18 protein-coding genes and 1 pseudogene are annotated in these 15,671 nt (G+C 34.4%); 9 read left to right on the top strand and 10 right to left on the bottom strand.

Annotated elements, in window-relative coordinates:
- Positions 1 to 33: 33 nt before the first annotated feature.
- Positions 34 to 1,839: a SulP family inorganic anion transporter gene (locus QQS39_RS08500; protein ID WP_285805748.1), complete on the bottom strand. Its 1,806-nt coding sequence runs from the start codon at positions 1,837 to 1,839 to the stop codon at positions 34 to 36.
- Positions 1,840 to 2,148: 309 nt separating this feature from the next.
- On the opposite strand from QQS39_RS08500, the pseudogene QQS39_RS08495 reads away from it, so the two are divergent.
- Together QQS39_RS08495 and yciA are read left to right on the top strand one after the other, a co-directional pair.
- Positions 2,149 to 2,697 (top strand): annotated as a pseudogene (locus tag QQS39_RS08495) (septation protein A); the annotation flags it as partial.
- A 257-nt stretch (positions 2,698 to 2,954) separates the two neighbouring features.
- Positions 2,955 to 3,386: an acyl-CoA thioester hydrolase YciA gene (yciA, locus tag QQS39_RS08490; RefSeq protein WP_285805747.1), complete on the top strand. Its 432-nt coding sequence runs from the start codon at positions 2,955 to 2,957 to the stop codon at positions 3,384 to 3,386.
- A gap of 146 nt (positions 3,387 to 3,532) precedes the next feature.
- Here the strand turns inward: yciA and tonB are convergent, their stop codons facing one another.
- Together tonB and QQS39_RS08480 are read right to left on the bottom strand one after the other, a co-directional pair.
- Entirely contained in the window at positions 3,533 to 4,246 is a 714-nt protein-coding gene (gene tonB, locus QQS39_RS08485; RefSeq protein ID WP_196571172.1) for a TonB system transport protein TonB, read from the bottom strand.
- A gap of 113 nt (positions 4,247 to 4,359) precedes the next feature.
- Entirely contained in the window at positions 4,360 to 4,542 is a 183-nt protein-coding gene (locus QQS39_RS08480; RefSeq protein WP_036913581.1) for a YciY family protein, read from the bottom strand.
- Positions 4,543 to 4,847: 305 nt separating this feature from the next.
- On the opposite strand from QQS39_RS08480, the gene cls reads away from it, so the two are divergent.
- Together cls and QQS39_RS08470 are read left to right on the top strand one after the other, a co-directional pair.
- Positions 4,848 to 6,308: a cardiolipin synthase gene (cls, locus tag QQS39_RS08475; protein ID WP_151435014.1), complete on the top strand. Its 1,461-nt coding sequence runs from the start codon at positions 4,848 to 4,850 to the stop codon at positions 6,306 to 6,308.
- 109 nt (positions 6,309 to 6,417) lie between these two features.
- A complete protein-coding gene (locus tag QQS39_RS08470) occupies positions 6,418 to 6,747 on the top strand; it encodes an HI1450 family dsDNA-mimic protein (protein WP_409282945.1) in 330 nt (109 codons plus the stop codon).
- A 97-nt stretch (positions 6,748 to 6,844) separates the two neighbouring features.
- Here QQS39_RS08470 and QQS39_RS08465 read toward each other — a convergent pair whose 3' ends face one another.
- From QQS39_RS08465 to QQS39_RS08440, 6 genes are all read right to left on the bottom strand, one after another.
- A complete protein-coding gene (locus QQS39_RS08465) occupies positions 6,845 to 7,126 on the bottom strand; it encodes a hypothetical protein (RefSeq protein ID WP_151435012.1) in 282 nt (93 codons plus the stop codon).
- 184 nt (positions 7,127 to 7,310) lie between these two features.
- The gene (locus QQS39_RS08460; protein WP_285805746.1) at positions 7,311 to 7,766 is read right to left on the bottom strand and encodes a GNAT family N-acetyltransferase; all 456 of its coding nucleotides are present in this window, start codon (positions 7,764 to 7,766) and stop codon (positions 7,311 to 7,313) included.
- Between the two features lie 212 nt (positions 7,767 to 7,978).
- Entirely contained in the window at positions 7,979 to 8,518 is a 540-nt protein-coding gene (locus tag QQS39_RS08455; RefSeq protein WP_196734311.1) for an Ail/Lom family outer membrane beta-barrel protein, read from the bottom strand.
- 371 nt (positions 8,519 to 8,889) lie between these two features.
- A complete protein-coding gene (locus QQS39_RS08450; protein WP_151435009.1) occupies positions 8,890 to 9,207 on the bottom strand; it encodes a hypothetical protein in 318 nt (105 codons plus the stop codon).
- 63 nt (positions 9,208 to 9,270) lie between these two features.
- Entirely contained in the window at positions 9,271 to 9,573 is a 303-nt protein-coding gene (locus QQS39_RS08445; protein WP_285805745.1) for a putative quinol monooxygenase, read from the bottom strand.
- A gap of 131 nt (positions 9,574 to 9,704) precedes the next feature.
- Positions 9,705 to 9,905 (bottom strand): hypothetical protein, encoded by a 201-nt coding sequence (locus tag QQS39_RS08440; RefSeq protein ID WP_285805744.1) that lies wholly within the window; start codon positions 9,903 to 9,905, stop codon positions 9,705 to 9,707.
- 217 nt (positions 9,906 to 10,122) lie between these two features.
- Between QQS39_RS08440 and leuE the strand changes: the two genes are divergently transcribed.
- The 3 genes from leuE to ttcA all read left to right on the top strand — a co-directional run bounded on the left by leuE (position 10,123) and on the right by ttcA (position 12,787).
- Complete coding sequence (leuE, locus tag QQS39_RS08435) at positions 10,123 to 10,713, top strand: leucine efflux protein LeuE (RefSeq protein WP_265576322.1); 591 nt, start codon at positions 10,123 to 10,125, stop codon at positions 10,711 to 10,713.
- Between the two features lie 271 nt (positions 10,714 to 10,984).
- A complete protein-coding gene (locus QQS39_RS08430) occupies positions 10,985 to 11,533 on the top strand; it encodes a 4Fe-4S dicluster domain-containing protein (RefSeq protein WP_285805743.1) in 549 nt (182 codons plus the stop codon).
- Between the two features lie 330 nt (positions 11,534 to 11,863).
- Positions 11,864 to 12,787: a tRNA 2-thiocytidine(32) synthetase TtcA gene (gene ttcA, locus QQS39_RS08425; protein ID WP_151435004.1), complete on the top strand. Its 924-nt coding sequence runs from the start codon at positions 11,864 to 11,866 to the stop codon at positions 12,785 to 12,787.
- 307 nt (positions 12,788 to 13,094) lie between these two features.
- Here ttcA and zntB read toward each other — a convergent pair whose 3' ends face one another.
- Entirely contained in the window at positions 13,095 to 14,078 is a 984-nt protein-coding gene (gene zntB, locus QQS39_RS08420) for a zinc transporter ZntB (protein ID WP_285805742.1), read from the bottom strand.
- Positions 14,079 to 14,455: 377 nt separating this feature from the next.
- Between zntB and QQS39_RS08415 the strand changes: the two genes are divergently transcribed.
- The gene (locus tag QQS39_RS08415; protein ID WP_151435002.1) at positions 14,456 to 14,797 is read left to right on the top strand and encodes a DUF4377 domain-containing protein; all 342 of its coding nucleotides are present in this window, start codon (positions 14,456 to 14,458) and stop codon (positions 14,795 to 14,797) included.
- A 309-nt stretch (positions 14,798 to 15,106) separates the two neighbouring features.
- Positions 15,107 to 15,667, top strand: a complete 561-nt coding sequence (locus tag QQS39_RS08410; protein WP_285805741.1) for an outer membrane beta-barrel protein — start codon at positions 15,107 to 15,109, stop codon at positions 15,665 to 15,667.
- The last annotated feature ends 4 nt before the right edge of the window (positions 15,668 to 15,671 follow it).

The following is a 15,671-nucleotide window of genomic DNA, read 5'->3' as shown; positions in this document are numbered from 1 at the left end:
TTATTATGTACCAATAAAGTTTAACCAATACACTTAGAGAGTAGATGTATGGCTCATTGTTGGCACATCTAATGTATTCTCATCATTATTTTCAGCGTCTTGTTTTAGCGCCTCTTTCCTTGCCTCTTTCTGTTTTTCTTTGATCTGCTGTCGGCTTTGATACAGTCGGATCACAAAATAAAGATCGGGGGCAATAATCAGGTCATCTTCATTAAGTGAAATTCTATTGCGTTCAATCCAGCGATTTAACTCGGTTCTACGCCCTGCCAAAACCAATTTAACGCCTTTTATTCGTAACTCTCGTATTAATTCATCAATAGCAGCAAATACGCTAACATCGTCATAAGTAAAGCTTACAGCAGCATCTACCGCTAACCATGCGGGTCTTTGAGGTGCGCTATCAACCAGTTGTAGTACTCGTTTTTTAAAATAACCCACATTAAAATATGTCAGGGGTGAATTAAAACGGTACATCATTAAACCATCAATAGGCTCTATGCCATTATCCTTATTCATTGAATGAACCATTCCTTGTTCATCAACACCCAATAATTGATCGCTAGGTCGAAAGACAATACGTAAAAATTGTAATAAACCTAATAAAACCGCAAAGCCAATACCATTGATTAACCCTGCTAATAACACCGCTAATAAGGTAAAAGATGCCAATGTGAATGCTTGTTTATTACGTTTACGATAAGACCAAATATGACGAATACTCAGCAATGACCATGAAGAGACGATCAACACAATGCCGAGTGAAGATAATGGAATATAGGCGAGAAAATCGGTCATAAATAATAGCACTAGTAAGATCACCAGTGCGGCAATAATAGATACTAACTGCGTTTTGCCACCAACTGAATCATTGACTGCAGTACGGCTACTTGCCGCACTGACAGCAAATCCTTGAGAAAGAGCCGACGCAATATTGGCAATACCTAATGCTTTTAATTCTTGGTCTGCATCGACGTCATAACCATTTTTACTGGCAAAACTACGTGCGGTCATCATAAAGCTCACAAAGCTAATTACCGCTAAGTTTATGGATGGAACTAATAATTCGCGTAATACACTGGGGTGAAATCCACTCATCGAGACGACTGGTAAAAATAGGTCAACATTTCCTGCCTCTTTATTCACAATAGCAATACCATAGCTTGCTAAATCAAATTGCCAACTCAGATAAGTCATCACAACCATGGCAATTAATGGCGCTGGCCATCGGCTCCGAAAATAGCGAATACCCAATAATAAGGCGAGTGTTATCGCTGACATCAATAGCGTAGGTAAATGTGCATCCATTAATCGAAATGGAACTTCAATGAGTTTTTCAATTAAGTGGTCTGGGGAAGTATCAAAACCAAATACTTTACTAAGTTGCCCAACCATAATGGTGATCGCCACACCATTTAATAAACCTTGAAGAATAGGACGAGACAGAAAATCAGTAAAAGCCCCTAACCGAAAATGACTGGCTAAAATACACCAAAAACCCGTCATTGCCGTCATGATAATTGCAAGTTGCCATCGTGTATTTTCATCACCAGCAGATAATGGAATAACTACCGCCGCAATAACGGCACACGTTGCTGCATCAGGCCCTGTAATTAATTGTCGAGAAGTACCAAATAATGCATAAATAATCATGGGTAAAATACAAGCATATAATCCAACAATAGCATTAATGCCTAATAATTCGGTATACGCAATGGCAACTGGTAGTGCGACAGCAGCCACTGAAAGCCCTGCTTTTAAGTCATAGCCAAAATATTCACGCTTATAGTTAAATAATAAGCCTAATCCTGGCATCCATTTTATTATTCTTTTTCCGTTCATTGATGTCCTCTTATCAGAAATACTTTTTTATTTATGCATTCATCAAAAAGTGGCGGGTGATAATGATGAGTTAATGAATCATATACTAGTGTAATATTTAAATCCTCTTTCATAACTCAAGCTTGAGTTTTAATTTTACATAAATGCAATTACATTGATTTTTCATTGAGTTATTTCAGATAAAACTCGCATTTTTTGTATAAATTAACACTCTGTCGTTAAAGATATGCAATTGTTTACCCATTTTCTGTCGCTTTGCATTAGAATAGCCAAGTTTATGAATTTAATTACCATAGGTTCCTATCTGTTATGAAAAATGGCTGGCTTAAGCAATTACTTGATTTTGCTCCACTATTAGTGTTTTTTATCTTCTATAAATGGCAAGATATTTTCTATGCTTCAGGTGCATTAATTATCGCGACGTGGATCTCAGTTGGTTTAACATGGCTTATTTTCCATAAAGTTGAGAAAGCGCCACTCATTACCGCTATCGTGGTCACTATTTTTGGCTCCTTAACCATATTCTTCCATTCTGCTGATTTTATTAAATGGAAAGTGACGGCTATATATGCCATTTTTGCCCTCGTTTTAATTGGTATGCAGTTATTTACGCCAAAAACGTTAATGGAAAGAATGTTAGGCAAAGAGCTAGCTATGCCGCCTGCAAATTGGAAAAAACTCAATATTGCATGGGTGATTTTCTTTTTTGCTTGCGCTCTTGGTAATATTTATGTGGCATTTTCTTTGGCAGAAGAGACTTGGGTTAATTTTAAAGTCTTTGGCTTAACTATTTTAACCTTTATCTTTACTATCGCCAGTGTGGTTTATATCTGGAATAACCGTTTACCAGAAGAACAAACCGATGACGAAGCGACAGAAAATAGTGAACACGAATTATCAGATAATATGACAAAGCAAGCATCTAAACCGACATCACACGATGCTCATTCAAAATCTGAATAATCATTTTTATTTTATTGGAAGATATGTGTTCTAAATAATTTAAGTTGTAGCTATTAGAGCATAGCCTGTAGCTACTCTAATAGCGGCAACTTGAAGTATGACGAGTAACTATCTCCTTGGTTTCAACATTATTTACAGATACCTTAATTCCCATGACTGAACAACAATCTTTGCCTAATGGTGAGCTAGTTTTACGTACCCTTGCCATGCCTGCTGATACTAACGCCAATGGTGATATTTTCGGTGGCTGGTTAATGTCTCAAATGGACATCGGTGGTGCAATTTTAGCAAAAGAAATTGCGTTAGGTCGTGTCGTTACTGTAAGTGTAACAGGCATTACCTTTCTTAAACCTGTTGCTGTTGGCGATGTCGTTTGTTGCTATGCGCGTTGCTTAAAAACAGGTAACTCTTCAATTACTGTCAATATTGAAGTATGGGTTAAAAAAGTCGCCACAGAACCTGTTGGCCAACGCTATCGTGCAACAGAGGCGGTGTTTACCTACGTTGCCGTTGGCGAGAACAATTCAGCTCGTCGCTTACCTGAAGGTAAAGCTCACTTCACGCTAACAAGTACCATGGAATAAAACGTCATTACGATAATTTGATTACGACGCTAATCGCGTGACAGGATTAAAAGTTGAGTACTAAAAAAGGCACTTATTAAAGTGCCTTTTATTTATCTGCTATCAGATAGTGATATCGCTTTGTTTAACCGCTAACTTTATAAAAATTAGCTTGCTGATATCCCTGTCATTTTGAACTCAATGAGGATCACTTTTCCTTTATAAGGAATTTTTTCATAACGCCATTGGCGCATCGCTCTTTTAACATCTCTCTCAAATACATTCTTAGGATCAGCAGAAAGTATTTCTACATTATCTACGCGTCCATCAGCATCAACATCAAAACGAACTTTTATAGACCCTTCAATACCCACAGCTTTTGCTCGCGGAGGATATTCAGGTAAACCTTGGCGTAATACATTTGGTACTCTGCCTTCACCACTGCTTGCCACTGCAACTGGTTTTTCATCGCCTTTATCACTTGGCTTAGCTGTCGGGTTAAGATTTTTGAGATCATTACCTTTATTAACAACTAAAGGTTGTGGTCGCTCAACAGGCGGTTTCGGTTTGTCCACTGGTTTTGGCTTAGGCTTAGGTTTTGGTTCTGGTTTTTTCTCTATTGGTTTTTCGATAATAGGTTTTACATCAGGAATAGGTTCTGGCTCGGGTTCTGGCTCAACAACCGGTTCCGGTTCTGGAGGAGTAACTTCTTCAACCACTGGTTCTGGTTCACCTGCAGGCTCGTCTGCTGCAAATGCCAACATCTGTATAGAGATAGGCTCCGGTGTAACTGGCTTATCTTCTACAACATATAACATCGCAGCCGCAACAAGTGAGGCATGTAGACAAAGCGATATGAATACCCAAAGCTTCCAACGCATAACTGATCTTATTTCACCTAAAGAAAAAATAATGCCCCTAGTTTAAATGCAAATAGCAATCATATTCAATAACGTTTAGTAAAATGATTGATATTAACTGTTAAAAAGTGAAATTATGAGTTCCATTCTATGTGTTGTACAAATAAAAGTGCTCTATGTTTTCTAGAAGTATCAAGTTTACGCAGTTTATAAATTCGGAAATTACGACGAGATTGCCCTTCTAACCATCGACGTCGTTTACGTATAGCTTGTCTCATCATCCGCCAACGAGCTACTTCAGTCCTACTGTGTCTCATGCTATCAGCACCTATTTTTTCGAATAAGTGGACTATTATAAGACGTTCATTTTGTGATCCAAGGGGTGATTTATGATTTGCTTGAATTTCATCCATTATTTCAGCATTTCTCACAGAGAAAAAATGAATAAAGAGTTGTATCTTATTACTTATTTAATGCTTATCTCTTAAGAAAGAGATTTGACAGAGATAATAATCCTGATTTAATAGCAACATTCGGCAAATAACAAAAATAATCGACTATTTTTAGTAAATTGCCTTTAGCTTATCCATGCAATTCATTTTCAACGGAAAATAGCTCTACTATGACAACATTTTATACTGTATTAAGTTGGCTAACCTTTTTCTTCTATTGGCTATTAATTGCGGGGGTCACATTTCGTGTCCTAATGCATCGACGACCCGTTACATCAACAATGACATGGTTATTGATCATCTATATTCTGCCATTAGTTGGGGTTATTGCGTATTTTGCTTTTGGTGAATTACACCTAGGGAAACGACGCGTTGAACATGCTAAACAGATGTGGCCTTCTGTTGTTGCGTGGCTCGAAGAATTGAGGAAATGTAAACATATCTTTGCTACAAGTACGAGTGATATTGCTACTCCTCTTTTCCAGTTAACCGCTAAACGCCAAGGTATTAAAGGTGTTAAAGGTAACAAAATTGAACTTTTAACCACCTGTGAAGATTCACTAAATTCAATTACACGCGATATTAATAATGCGCGTGATAATATTGAAATGGTCTTCTATATTTGGCAATCAGGTGGTTTAGTCGATGAAGTAACCGACGCCTTAATCAGAGCCGCTAAACGCGGTGTAAAATGTCGAGTCATGGTTGACTCTGCGGGTAGTTGGAATTTCTTCCGTACTAATGGCCCAAAGGTAATGAGAGCTGCAGGTATTGAATTTGTTGAATCACTGCATGTTAACTTATTCCGTTTCTTCTTACGCCGCATGGATTTACGCCAACATCGAAAAATCGTATTGATCGACAATTATATTTCCTACACAGGAAGCATGAATATGGTCGATCCTCGTTATTTCAAGCAAGATTCCGGTGTTGGTCAATGGATTGATATTATGGTAAGAATGGAAGGTCCTGTATCAACTACATTAGGTATGATTTATGCCTTTGACTGGGAAATGGAAACAGGTGAACGTCATTTACCCCCTCCACCTGATGATAATATTATGCCTTGTGAACAAGAAAGCGGTCATACAACACAAGTCATCGCCTCAGGTCCTGGATTTCCTGATGAGCTAATCCAGCAGTCACTTATTACAGCCATTTACTCTGCAAGAAAAGAATTGGTACTGACAACGCCTTATTTTGTGCCTAGCGATGATCTTGCCCATGCAATCTCAACCGCTGCAATGCGAGGTGTTAATGTAAGTATTATTGTTCCTCGCAGTAATGACTCTTTCTTGGTACGTTGGGCAAGCCGTTCATTCTTTACAGAAATGCTCGAATCTGGTGTAAAAATATTCCAATTTGAAGATGGTTTATTACACACTAAAAGCGTGATGGTTGATGGACAACTCAGTATGGTAGGTTCAGTTAACCTTGATATGCGTAGTTTATGGTTAAACTTTGAAATTACAGTTGTCATTGATGATGAAGGTTTTGGTAGTGACTTAAGCATTGTTCAATATGATTATATTGCCCGCTCAACAGAGCTAACCATCGATGAATGGGAAAAACGACCATTCTTCAATCGTGTATTAGAGCGTATCTGCTATTTCTTTAGCCCTCTGTTATAACAGAAATGTTATAATCAATAGACTACTAAGAACTGGCAATAAATAACTGTGCTAAATTAGTAAAAATGCGATACAAATAACACGATAATTATTGGAACAATAGACAGGCATTACCATGAATGAACCAACTTTAATCAGTGAAGACGATGCTCTAGAACAAGCTTATGATCTATTTTTAGCCCAAGCAGCTGATAATTTAGATGTTGCAGACCAATTATTGTTTAACCTGCAATTTGAAGAAAGGGGCGCAGCGGAAGTGGTTCCATTAGGTAATGATTGGCAATTTATTGTTGGCCAGCCTGTCACACCAGCCCGTTTTAGCGAAGTAATTATTGGTCTTGCTCCAGACGATGATTCCGATATTGATGATATTTTTGGTCGAGTCCTAATTAGTCGCGATCCACTACAGCCTATGTTCCATATTATTTGGAAATCATAATCACTTTTATCTTCACCTGCTTATATTTTAGCAGGTGATTTTTTTATTTCGCTCTGAAATAAAATGAATAAAAGTCACTTATTGCGTGTAATATCTGTTACTCAAAGCATTTAGATGAATGAGCAATAGTTAAAAACATCGTGCCCTCTCTTGTGAGTGTACTGTCTTGTTTTATTGGTGGTGATTTGACCATTCTATCTATTTCAGTTGAAGAAAATTTATTACTTGCTTCATTATAAAAACACAAACATTGGTCTTTACTCACATGGCTATAGACACTTAATGTATCCATACAATATTCAATAACTTTATTTTCTTGTGATTCAGAGCAAGCAGGTAGTAAAAATAAAGATAAAATAACAACTAAGTTTTTTTTCATAGCTATTCCACTGTTGTGTTAGATCTATTTAATTATGAAAAAATTATTTCATTAAAGCAGGGGGTTTATCACGATATAAATCAAACTTGAGTGGATAATTATTATTTATACAAGATAAATAGAGATAATCTTCACTTCCCCCTCTATTTTGTATCTTTAATATTTCTTTATTTGGTACTTATATTTAGTATTTGTACTTACTTTTATTTAATCTTAAATGTAACAGTGGAAAAGGATTACCTTGCCCATCTAATTCTGAACGCCCTATTTGCTCAAATCCAATATGAAGATAAAAGCCAATTGCTTGAGGATTTTGCTCATTTACATCTAATTCATCAATATGCAGTGTATTTATCGCAAAAGTTGTAAGTAATTTACCACAGCCATACCCTCTAGAATTCGCATCGACAAAAAGCATTTCTAACTTATTTTCTGCTGTGCCTAAAATCCCATGAATAACATTATTATTGTCTATCGCAATATAAGTATTAAGCATAGGGAAATACTGTTCTACAATATCCTTTTTAAGCGATAAGATGATATCTTCTGATAGAAAGGCATGCGTTGCTCTAACTGAAGACTCCCAAACTGCAATCATTTCATCATAGTGTGAAGGTTCTGCTTTTATTATAGTTAACATAATTTCCTCTACATAAAATATGGGTATCTTAAAGGTCCTTTATTAACAGTCAAGCATCCCAAATAAAAAGCACACATTTAATGTATATTTAATACGCTTTGATAAGTGAATATCCTACATGAATATCCTACATATAGTGATGCATTTACATTTGTATTCACAAAAAGGCCACATACCGTGACCTTTTAAAAATATTATTTATTAGCTGAAAATTAGAAACGGTAACCCACACCTAATACCCAAGTACCAAATTTCATATCATCTAATTTTGAGTATTCATAAGATGCATCAATTGCTACGTTTGGGATTGGATTAATTTGCAAACCTAATCCATAACTTATAGATACTTTGCTTTCATGCTGTTCAGTATCAGGAATTTTATAATTAACATTAAAAACACTGGTACCGATTAAACCATAGGCATTAATATATTCATTAAAACGATAACTTGGTCCGCCTGAAAATAAATAATAATTTACATCAGCATGCCCTGTACTTTTATCATTCTTATCATAGCAATTATATCTTTTATTATTATAAGAAAACGAGCCTATAATCCCCAAACCATTATCTATCTTACGATCATACTTAATATTAAATCCTTTAGGATCTTCATCTACCTTATCGCTATCTACTTTTATCTGGCTTTGTGCATAGCCTAGAGACAATGTGTTTTTTAATGTAGCGGATGCATTAAATGTCATCATTGATGATAGAATAGCTGTGATTGAAATAAACAATTTATTTTTCATTAAATATCTCGATATTATTTTTTAATTAAGAATATAAGACTAAGAAAGAAATATAATTTAAATTACAATTAATTCAATATTATTGAACTTAAACCTCACTTAAAATAATAAATCAAATTAAAAAATAGATGAACGGTTTATTTTCAATATGAAAACAATAAATATATTGTTTTAAATAAACATTGACAATAAAGGGTTACATTCAAATAAAGAAAAATAAAAAGCATTAAATTTCAGATAAGTTAATTAATTTTTATATTATTTATATTTTATAAAAACTAAAAAGGTCACATAACGTGACCTATTAAAAATATTATTTATTAACTTAAATTTAGAAACGGTAACCCATATCTTATAAAGTGTTTTTTCTTTTATGTATTATTAGCAAGTTGCATTTTTAACCAAAAACTTTGCTGGCATAAATTAAAAAATTCTTTTCTACAAGGAGAAATTAGCTTGTTATTTGACTCTACAATTTCCCAAGTGATCCAATGTTCAGGACATTGAGCGTCATTATCATAGTGTTCTGTTTCTATCTCTTCTGTGCATTTCAAGATGACACCATCAGGAAATAACCAAGTATGAGTTGCTCTGGTTATTTCTGTTAAGTTATCCAAAAAATTCTGGGTACTTAAAATTTGATAGCTATCTTCTTGGTTAACAATTTGAGATATATACTTCGCTAACATCACCTTCTCTCTTGTTTTACTTCTTATTATTTAGTGCGCCCATTATAAATGAACCGAATTTTATTACTCTTGTTTTTCATCAAAAGCATCTGCCATAAGTAAAAATTTAGGCTCTGCTTTTTTATATGCATTAATCATCGGGACTAATCGCTGAAAATGTTCACTAGCACAATGCACATCAAGCGCAGCATGATCAGGCCATTGTTCGACAAAGACAAAGTGACCTGGATCTTTTTCATCAACATATAAATTATAGCTAATACACAGAGGCTCTTTCTTAGTCGCTTCAACAAGTTCGCGATAAAGAGGTAAAACAGTATCTATCGCTTCTGTTTTAATAAAATCTTCGGCAATCACTTTTAACATCACATTTTCCTTACCGTAATTAAATAACACAAGATACTGTATAAAAACACAGATAAATATAATCTAGTTAACTTAAGAGATCTAGATTCTTTACATACGAAAAATGCTTCTTTAAAACAATAAAAACCATCTTAGCTTTTCAGGCTATCCTCTTTATCTTTCTTTAAACACTCAATTTCTAACCAATGAGTAAATAGCTTTGCTTTTTGTATAAACACATTTACATCATCGATTGGGTTTATGCTTTCAGATAAAAGGTAATTAATACTTTTTTGTTGCTCTGGATAGTTTGCTTCTACTATTTTTACGAAGTCTTCTGGTGTTTCAGGCAATATTCATCTTTAAATGATAAAAAAGGCTTGTTTTTTACACTGTAGGCAGTAAATATCAAAAATTTATTCTCAATATCGATAAAAATATACGTTTAAATAATGCGGATTCTCTTTATATAATAGCAATTCATTAAGTAATGCAGAGAAAGTAGGATTGGGGGTTAACGTGTGGCTTGAACAATTTGGTGTACTCAATATCTGGACATACCTTGCAGGCATGTTTTTTATTATCCTTGTTCCAGGTCCGAATACGCTCTATGTGCTAAAAACAAGTGCATCTGGTGGTGTTCGCGATGGGTATCGTGCTGCATTTGGTGTGTTCTTAGGTGATGCTATTTTAATTTTTCTCGCCTTTATTGGGGTTGCATCTGTTATCAAAGCCTCTCCTGTACTCTTTACTATTGTTCGTTTTTTAGGTGCTTTTTATCTTCTCTATTTGGGAATAAAAATTATCCACGCAACTTTTTTCTCCAAAAAAGTACATTCAGAACAAACAACAACGGTACAGAAACACGTTTTTAGAAAAGCACTTACATTAAGTCTAACCAATCCTAAAGCGATTTTATTTTATATTTCATTTTTTGTTCAATTTATTGATTTTAATTATGCACATACTGGATTATCTTATTTAATCCTCGCTTCCATGCTTGAAGCATTTAGTTTTATCTATCTCTCTTTTCTAATATTTGGTGGCGTAGCCCTTGCTCGTTTCTTTGGCTCCCGTAAAAATATCGCTAAATTAGGTAATGGTGTTATCGGGCTTTTCTTTATGGGATTCGCGACTAAATTAGCCACATTATCATCATAATTTTTAATAAAAAAATATCCATTAAAAGAAGCGGCAATCGAAATAAGATTGCCGTTTTTTCATCTAAGATTATTTACGTATATTATAAAATCTTATATCTATTATTTTATTAAATACTATTCATTCTCATTTGAGTTAAGCTTAAAAATTCTTTTTTATTTAATTGTTATTATTTAACCTTATTTATTAGAGATAATTTTGATTAATATTATTAAAATAAACCGCCACTCATTATATTATAAATTATATAACCCTATAAATAGGTATTGAGATGAATAGCCAAATTGTTATTGACTCTAAAAAATGTATTGGCTGTAAGACATGTGAGGTTGTTTGTTCAGTCGGTCATACATCAGAAAAAGATGGGAATGATTTTCTCAATAAAAAGAATTTTCATCCGAGGATCCGCATTATTAAATTAATGCATCAATTTACAGCTTCTGTTTGCCATCAATGTGAAGATGCTCCCTGCGCCCAAGCTTGCCAGACAAAAGCATTAGTGCGTGGTGAAAATTTTGTCGAAACTCATCCTGAAAATTGCATTGGATGCAGAGCTTGTCTTTTAGCTTGTCCCTTTGGCGCTATTGAACTTGAGAAAAAGGCGCATTCCGTACCTACTTCTTGTTTAGATCTTGGTCAGCAGTTTCACATTGATATCGTTAAATGTGATTTATGCAATCATAGAGAACAAGGACCTGCTTGTGTTGAATTTTGTCCTCAAAATGCCTTAATTTTTGTCTCTGATAATGAATTGTCACAATTGACCGCTGAACGTAGAAAAAATTCTATTTTACGTGAACTACCAACAATATCTTATTAAGATTAAGGTCTATGCCGATTAATAATCACCGCGTGATACAAAAAGTTTATAGCCTTATTCAGTTTATATAAGGCTATAACTTCTTACTTTTTTACTGCCTTGAAATCGCTTAACTATAGTTATCTATATCGAAACTACCCTACCATCTGGTATCATTGGCGACTTATCAATTTTCTTGCCATAAATAACTTTGTTTTGCACACAACTGATTATTGGAGCCTATAAGATATTTTATTGATTTATCATATTGTTAAGGTCTCAGAACAGCGAAGAACAAAGCCTTGGTTAGCAAGTTACAGAATAATCAGCAACGATATAGAACCGTAAAAAATGAGCATCCCAAAAGAGCAGTATAATTTCAACAAACTACAAAAACGCTTACGCCGTGATGTTGGGCAAGCTATCGCTGACTTTAATATGATTGAAGACGGCGACAAAATCATGGTCTGCCTTTCTGGTGGTAAAGATAGCTACACGCTACTTTCTATCTTAATGAATCTGCAAAAAAGTGCGCCAATTAACTTTTCACTTGTTGCAGTCAATTTAGACCAAAAACAACCCGGATTCCCTGAGCATATTTTACCTGAGTATTTAAATGAGCTTGGTGTGGAATATAAAATTGTTGAAGAGAATACCTATGGGATCGTTAAAGATATTATTCCTGAAGGTAAAACAACCTGCTCTTTATGCTCACGTTTACGTCGTGGTATTTTATATCGCACAGCGACAGAACTTGGCGCAACTAAAATTGCTTTAGGGCACCATCGTGATGATATTTTAGAAACATTATTCTTAAATATGTTTTATGGTGGAAAACTTAAAGGTATGCCACCGAAATTAATGAGTGACGATGGCAAACAAATCGTTATTCGCCCTCTTGCTTACGCTCGTGAAAAAGATATTGAGCGTTTTGCACAAGCAAAACAGTTTCCAATTATTCCTTGTAATCTTTGTGGCTCCCAGCCTAATCTCCAACGTCAAGTGATTAAAGAGATGCTAAGAGATTGGGATAAGCGTTACCCTGGTCGTATTGAAACCATGTTTAGAGCAACACAAAATATTGTTCCATCACACTTATGTGATACTCAATTATTTGATTTTGCTAATATCAAACATGGTGATGAAGTCATTAATGGTGGCGACTTAGCTTTTGATAAAGATGATATTCCAGCCGTTCCAGTTATGTTCCAAGAAGAAGATGATGAACGTCCTGACTTTAGCCAAAATAAGCTCGATATTGTTGAAGTGAAATAATGCACTATATCCTAAGCCTTGCATTCAGGGCTTAGGATTTTTATGACTAAATAATCGCCAATAATTAATTTGAGCAAAAAAAAACCGATGTTAATAAACATCGGTGTAATAATGGTCAATTATTCTGTATTAAGAACTCAATATGAGAAAAACTACAATTATGGAGCACAACGTTCATCGCTCAACGTTGTATTCACCTGCGAGAGTTATAATGCCAGATGTTCTATTTTAAAAAATTGATATATCTCAAACAGGGTTAGAGAATTCTTTTTTAAATCCATTTAGTTACGATTAATTTGCTGAAATTTTACAACCACCTACTACGCTTTAACCACCAAGTAACAATCACAATCAAAATAAAGAGAGATAAACAAAAAATGGTAAAACCATAAGGAAATTCATTTCCAGGTATTCCGCCTAAATTGACACCAAATAGTCCTGTTAGAAATGTTGTTGGTAAAAATAACATTGCCATTAGCGACATAGTATAAGTACGTCTATTCATCGCATCAGCCATCATGGATGTTATTTCATCTGCAATCACCGCAGTACGAGAAATACTACTGTCCAAATCTTCTAAACGTCGAGAAAGTCTTTCTGAGATTTCTAACATCGTGACTCTATCGCTATCACTCATCCACGGTAATTTTTCAATAGAGAGTCTTGAGAATACATCTCGTTGAGGTGCCATATAACGACGTAAAACAATTAACTGTTTTCTTAATAATGCAAGTTCACCTCTTGCTGGTATTTGTTGATCGAGGATCATATCTTCCAATTCAATTAATTGGTCATGTAGCGTCTCAACAAATTCACCTATTTCATCAGTGACTGCATCAGCCATGGTAATTAGCCAATCGCCGCTATTTTCAGGTCCATTACCGAGTTCTAAAGTATGAATAACCGAATCTACAGAATTGACTCGGCGATGGCGGCTTGAAACAATTGTTTGACTGTTAATATAAATTCTAAAAGCAACAAGCTCATCTGGTCGATCATTAGGATTATTATTAATTGTTTGCAAGTTGATGACGACACCTTCGCCAATGCGTTGTGCTTTTGGTCTGACGTTCTCTGCAAGTAATATATCTTTAGCAATAGGTGGAAGTAATTCTGTTTCTTGTATCCATTGTGCGCTTTGTGGCTTGCGGTAATCTAAATGCACCCAATAGGGATTTTCATTTGTTGCAACACTCTCTGCTGTGATTTCTGTTGATCCGCCATGCCCATTAAGCTGTGCTGTATAAATAGCATCTGAATCTTGTATAACAGAGTCATTAATTGTTTTCACTTAGCTTCCTCCATAACTTTTGCTTTAAAAGTAATACTTGAATTCAATACTCAACTGTCAAATATGATTAATCTACCTTCATTTTATAACGCTATGTTTTGAACCGTTATTCTATACTTTTTTCTAGTTAACTGTATATCAAGACTATTTTTGTTTAATTTATCTATAACCTCTAATTATCTTTATTACTTTAGGATTATTGCACTAAATTAAATGCTGATAGTTACGCTAGTATATTAATACTTAGAACAACAGTAGGTAACTTATTTTATTTGTAGGTAAAAAGTTACCTACTATAATTTATAATAACTATCTAACTGGTGTATACTAAATATTCTTTAATACATTTATTGCACCCTAAAAATAAGGTTCTCAATATGAAAAAATTTATCGCTATTCCTTTATTTTTGCTTTTGGCTGGATGCAATGATGCAACTTCAACTGAAAGTGCCAATACAACATCATCTACGGGAACAATAAAAACACTTCTAGTGGATTCACAACTGTATGATTGTGTTGGTGTCGCGCCAATGAAGTGTATGAAGGTGAAAGAGCTACCTGCTGGCGAATGGTCCCTGTTCTATCAAAATATTGATGGTTTTGAATATAAACCAGGCACTGAATACACATTAAAAGTTAATGTTACAGATATTCCTAACCCGCCAGCAGATGCATCAAGTGTGAAATATACGTTGGTGGAAGTTGTAGATAAAAAATAGAACATCGCACTCAAATCTGACTCACAATAGGTATTCAAGCTTATTGTGAGTATTTCCACTTATTACGCTCAGTTTCCACTCCCTCCTATTTAAATAATTTCTTGTCATTGTACCAATTGTACCAATATTAAACTGATTAATAATTTTCATGCTATTTAATAATTAGCTATTTATAATAGTTTGATTTTTTATTGAGTTTAAAAATAAGCACTCAAACTTTTTTTAAGAGTAATTTCAATCAATTAATATTGAAATCAACATTTATTTTACTAAAAATAGTGTTCTACACATCAACATAGAAACTCTATAATGAATAAATTAGCCCTTATTTTAATTAGCTTAGCTTTATCTTATTCCTCTACATTACATGCCTATGATAAGACACATACCCTATCTGGTGGCTATATTTATGGCAAAATAAAAGGTGACACTGCAAAAGGAGAAATAATCAGTTATCGTTATGAAACAGAAAATGCTTGGGGAATATTAATTTCTCTACTGAGTTTAAATGGAAACCATAAAGAATATTTTATTGAACCTCGTTTTACCATACCTTCAATGACAAAATACCGAACTAAAACCACTGCCCTATTAATCGGTCCTACTTATAGAATAACACCTGAAATTTCTGTTTATGCTCAAATGGGTCCTAATAAATTAAAACATCAAGAAGATAAATATCACCCTGAAATAAATACAACAGATACCCACATTGTTAAGACAACAAGTGTAATTGGTCAAGTTGGCATCGATTATAATCCTGTTAAGAATATCTCATTTAGCTTGGGCTACCTTTATTCTGATACCACGGCAAATAAGCGGCATATCGAATTAAGTGCTTTACAATTATCTCTAGGATTCCGTTTTTAAACGA

Origin of the sequence: Proteus appendicitidis, from assembly GCF_030271835.1 — a bacterium.
In the GTDB taxonomy this organism is placed as follows: domain Bacteria; phylum Pseudomonadota; class Gammaproteobacteria; order Enterobacterales; family Enterobacteriaceae; genus Proteus; species Proteus appendicitidis.
Note: the sequence above shows the minus strand (reverse complement) of the source record. Positions and strands in the feature narration are given on the sequence as shown.